The following is a 2,771-nucleotide window of genomic DNA, read 5'->3' as shown; positions in this document are numbered from 1 at the left end:
CTGCCATGCCTGGAACCAGCTCGTCGATCAACCATGGCGCATCATGTCAATCGGACTGCGCAATTGGGCTCATAGGTTATAGCAATCAACGGTTGGTATCATTCCCGTGGCGGAGGAAACCGGGCAGATCCGCGCCATCGGCGTCTGGTCGCTGCGCGCGGCATGCGCGCAGATGGCGCAATGGATCGCCCACGGCATTCCCGTGCCCACCGTATCGGTCAATGTCTCGGCCATCCAGTTTCAGGATCCCGAACTCGTGTCGCAGCTTGCCACCATCCTGCACGAGACCAACGTGCCGCCCGAACGCCTGATCGTGGAACTGACCGAGACCGCCATGATCGAGAACTTCGAGCAGACGGTCGCAACCGCCAGGGCCATCCGCGAACTGGGCATTGGCCTGTCGATGGATGATTTCGGCACCGGGTATTCCAGCCTGTCCAACCTTGCCAGCCTGCCCATAAGCGAGGTCAAGATCGACCGCAGCTTCATGAACGGCTTTGGCAGCACCGGCAACGTGCGGCAGGTGGTGACCGCCATCATCCGCATCGGCCATACGCTGGGCATGACCGTTGTGGCCGAAGGGGTGGAGGACGCCACCCAGTGCGCCCAGCTGCGCAACATCGACTGCGACGTGATACAGGGCTATTACTTCGGCCGCCCGATGGATACCGCAGCCCTTGATACATGGATCAGGGAACGCCGGGCCGAAAGCGTGCCGGTTGCCTGACATGACCTGAAAACACGGGAATGTTCTGGGCTAAGGGGTTTGCAGAAATCCCTGTCAGGGCAATGATCTCCTGCACAAGATGTGCGCGGGGCGGGCAAATTGCCGTCAGTGTGACCGGGCGGGCTGTTTTCTGGCTCTGCTTTGAAAAAACTTCACCAGAACTTCTGCATGTTTCGCCCCACATTCCATGGGCATGCTGGTATGTCTGTGCCCGCATTCACCACCACAGGGGCCAGCATGTCAACGCCGTCAGCCATTGCCGTCATTGGCAGCACGAATATTGATTTTGTTGTGCATGTCGCGCGTTTTGCCCGGCCGGGCGAGACGCTGCATGTGCATTCCTCCAGCACCGAGCTGGGTGGCAAGGGAGCCAACCAGGCCATTGCCGTGGCACGGCTGGGCCAGAACGTGGCCCTTGCAGGCTGGACCGGGCAGGACATGCTGGCAGAGATGGCACGCGCCACCCTGGCTGAAGCCGGCGTCAACACGCGCGGCCTGATGGCCGATGCAACGGCGGGCACCGGGCGCGCCTTTATTACCATCAACCATGCAGGCCAGAACCAGATCCTTGTCGATGGCGGCGCCAACATGGCGCATGGCGACCAGTGCGCCGCAATCCTTGCCCCGGTACTGGACAATGCCGCGATGCTCATGCTGCAGATGGAAATGGACCCGCACCTTGTGCTGGCCATGGCACGCGCAGCACATGAGCGTGGCATACCCGTCATGCTCGACCCTGCCCCTGTGCCGGATACCGGACTGCCTGCGGCGCTGTACGCCATGGCCAGCATCATTACCCCCAACGAGATCGAAACACAGGCCCTGACCGGCCTTACCCCCACCGATGAAGCCACAGCCCTGGCCGCCGCCCGTATCCTGCACGCACGCGGCCCGCACACGGTCATCATCAAGCTGGGGCATCGGGGCGTGGTGTGGTCCACCCCGGCGGCACAGGGATTTGTGCCGCCCTTCCGCGTCAAGGCAATCGACACGGTGGCAGCGGGTGACTGCTTCAACGCCGGTCTGGCCACGGCGCTGACGCGCGGAGCAGATATGCCCGAAGCCGTGCGTTTTGCTGCAGCCTGCGGCGCACTGGCCACCACCCGCGCAGGAGCCGCCGAGGCCGCGCCCACGGCTGATGAAGTCGCCACCCTGCTGGATGCACAGCCGGGCTGATCTTGCGCATTGATCCGCGCGCGCTATAGTCCAGCCCGACAAGTCAATGGTCCCGTGCAAACGGGTAAAAAGGGAATGCCGTAAGCCCCGGCAGGGTGTTCAGGCCCGGGGGCGCAGTCGGCAACTGTACCCGCAACTGTAGGCGGAGAGTGCTGCATCTGACGCTGTACCAACAGCGACCACTGGCTCCGGCCGGGAAGGGAGATGCAGTGCGGTGACCCGCAAGTCAGGAGACCTGCCATTGTCCTTTAACGATATCGCCGGGCGGGCATGACCGGAGATGGATAGTGAGACCATGCGCCCTCCGACCTGACATCCCGTATGCCGTAGCAGCGACAGGCCTTTCGTGCGGCCTGTCATTTTCTGGCCCTGTAGCGCCAGACCCATCCTGACGGGATGTTTCCACCATGAAATTGCATACTCTCCTTACGCACCGGCAGCCCCTGTCGCGCATGCTGCTGCTGTCGGGCGCCCTGAGCGGCACCTGCTGCACCGCAGCCCACGCCCAGGCCCTGACCCAGATTGCGCAGGACCGCGCCCGCCTGGGCAATTCCACCCCGCTGATCGTGCAGATCGACCCCGCCACGGTGCGTGATTCCGAGCGCGCCCAGGCGGAGGCGGAGGAAAAGGCCGCAGGCGATGGCGACAAGCTCGACACCAGCGGCAACCTGCTGGGCAATATGTGGGGCGCGCGACCGTGGCTGTACAAGCACGGCATCAGCTTCGACATTCAGGAAGTCGATGAAGTGTGGGGCAACGGCACCGGCGGTGGGACTATCCTGAATTTTGTGCGGTGTGGTGATAAATTGCTCGAAGAGGAGCCCCCGCATGAGCATTGATAAAGACCTCCTGGACCGCCTGATGGAAG

General features: G+C 62.9%; 1 protein-coding gene, 2 pseudogenes and 1 riboswitch. All 3 genes and pseudogenes read left to right on the top strand.

Annotation, left to right across the window (positions count from 1 at the left end; all coding sequences use genetic code 11):
- Positions 1 to 100 precede the first annotated feature (100 nt).
- A pseudogene (locus CDI09_RS17250) lies at positions 101 to 727 on the top strand (EAL domain-containing protein); the annotation flags it as partial.
- A gap of 237 nt (positions 728 to 964) precedes the next feature.
- Entirely contained in the window at positions 965 to 1,903 is a 939-nt protein-coding gene (locus CDI09_RS17245) for a ribokinase (protein ID WP_078527939.1), read from the top strand.
- A 30-nt stretch (positions 1,904 to 1,933) separates the two neighbouring features.
- Positions 1,934 to 2,160: riboswitch (cobalamin riboswitch) on the top strand.
- Between the two features lie 131 nt (positions 2,161 to 2,291).
- A pseudogene (locus CDI09_RS17240) lies at positions 2,292 to 2,673 on the top strand (carbohydrate porin); the annotation flags it as partial.
- Between the last annotated feature and the right edge of the window lie 98 nt (positions 2,674 to 2,771).

Origin of the sequence: Komagataeibacter nataicola, assembly GCF_003207795.1 — a bacterium.
In the GTDB taxonomy this organism is placed as follows: domain Bacteria; phylum Pseudomonadota; class Alphaproteobacteria; order Acetobacterales; family Acetobacteraceae; genus Komagataeibacter; species Komagataeibacter nataicola.
The sequence above is the reverse complement of the archived record's forward strand: the minus strand, read 5'-3'. Positions and strand labels throughout refer to the sequence as shown.